Here is a 1,753-nt window from a genome sequence, read left to right on the forward strand (position 1 = left end):
TCCCAGAGTTGAATACACTCCCTGGCTTCCCGCACATCGTGTACCCTGAGGATATTGGCACCTTCTTTAAGGGCTATCATATGCAGGGCCGTAGTGCCATTCAGCGCTTCTTCTGTTGAAATGCCCAGGGTTTTGTGGATCATCGACTTCCGGCTCAACCCGATCAGGAGTGGTGTGTTAAGGGTTTTAAAAGCACTCAGGGCTGCCAGAAGCTCAAAATTTTGTTCCCTCGTTTTGGCAAAACCAAACCCGGGGTCGGCAATGCAATCTGTGATTCCCAGTTTGCGGGCCTCCGCCAGCCTTTCAGAAAAATAGTAAAGAATATCCGTGATCAGGTTTTCATAATTGGTTTGTGACCCCATTGTTTGGGGCGTCCCCCGCATATGCATCATTACATAGGGCACCTGCCGCTCGGCAATGAGCGGGAGCATGGCGGAATCCCGCATTCCTGCACTGATGTCGTTGACCATAGCCGCTCCGGCATCCAGCGCTTGCCGGGCCACTTCTGCCCTGAAGGTATCTATGGAGATCAGGACGTCGGGGAATTCCTCCAACAACCCTTCAACCATTGGGATTACCCGTTTGAGCTCCTCCTTTTCCGGCACTTCCGGGGCTCCGGGTCGGGAACTGTGACCCCCTACATCTATGAAATCTGCTCCCTGCTGAAGCATGGCCTCTACCTGCTTCAGACCCAGGTAGGGATCCCAGTATTTTCCCCCGTCATAAAAAGAATCCGGGGTGGAGTTTAAAACCCCCATGACCTTCGGATGGCTGAGGTCAACCAATGCTCCTTTGCAGCAAATCGTCATAAATCGATACCTTTGTTCTGTTGTTTTGACCACATAAAATGGTACTTTTGGCCGGGGTCCTCCCCGCCGGAAAATTACACAAAATCTATGAAGGAAACACTCCGCGCCTATGATGAGGTCATCGAACAGTGTCGAGAGCTCTTTGTTGCGAAACTTAAGGATTATGGAGCGGCCTGGCGCATCCTTCGACTCCCTTCGCTTACCGATCAGATTTTCATTAAGGCCCAGCGCATACGCAGTCTTCAGGAAAAAAATACCCGTAAGGTTGACGAAGGGGAGCGGTCTGAATTCATCGGAATTGTCAATTATGCCGCTATGGCACTTATACAAATAGAAATGGGTGTTGTGGACATGCCGGATGTAAGCCCCTCTGAGGCCATTGCATTGTACGACCTCCATATTGGACGTACCCGGGCCCTCATGGAGGCAAAAAATCACGATTATGGAGAGGCCTGGCGGGATATGCGCGTGAGCTCACTCACCGACCTGATCCTGCAGAAACTTCTGCGGGTGAAGCAAATCGAAAACAACCAGGGGGTTACCCGGGTGAGTGAAGGCGTGGATGCCAATTACCAGGACATGATTAATTACGCTGTTTTTGCCCTGATCCATCTGGGGGAAGAAGGAAATGAAGGAGCGGCAGAGGAAGCGCAAAACAAGACACCGTGAAGTATTTCGTACAATTATGCCGGATTGCGGTAGGGGTGCTTTTTATCATAAGCGGCCTGATTAAACTCAATGATCCTCTTGGTTTTTCATTTAAACTGGAAGAGTATTTCAGCCCGGCTGTGCTCGATTTGCCTTTTCTGGAACCTTACGCCCTGGCCATTGCTTTATTTGTGGTGATCCTCGAGGTCATCCTGGGTATTACCTTACTGCTGGGATATCAGATCCGTCTGACCCTGTGGACCCTTTTGGGGACGATTCTGTTCTTTACCTTCCTG

3 protein-coding genes are annotated in these 1,753 nt (G+C 50.5%); 2 read left to right on the forward strand and 1 reads right to left on the reverse strand.

All coding sequences use genetic code 11. The features are described 5' to 3' along the window. Positions 1 to 809 (reverse strand): dihydropteroate synthase (folP, locus tag WBV75_RS13175; protein WP_424121048.1); only part of this gene is annotated, 809 nt, incomplete at its 3' end. Positions 810 to 896: 87 nt separating this feature from the next. On the opposite strand from folP, the gene WBV75_RS13180 reads away from it, so the two are divergent. Beyond that, positions 897 to 1,478 (forward strand): DUF1599 domain-containing protein, encoded by a 582-nt coding sequence (locus WBV75_RS13180; RefSeq protein ID WP_424121049.1) that lies wholly within the window; start codon positions 897 to 899, stop codon positions 1,476 to 1,478. Next, a partial coding sequence (locus WBV75_RS13185) for a MauE/DoxX family redox-associated membrane protein (protein ID WP_424121050.1) occupies positions 1,475 to 1,753 on the forward strand: 279 nt, incomplete at its 3' end. The genes WBV75_RS13180 and WBV75_RS13185, both read left to right, overlap by 4 nt.

The organism is Robiginitalea sp. (genome assembly GCF_049588695.1).
GTDB lineage: Bacteria > Bacteroidota > Bacteroidia > Flavobacteriales > Flavobacteriaceae > Robiginitalea.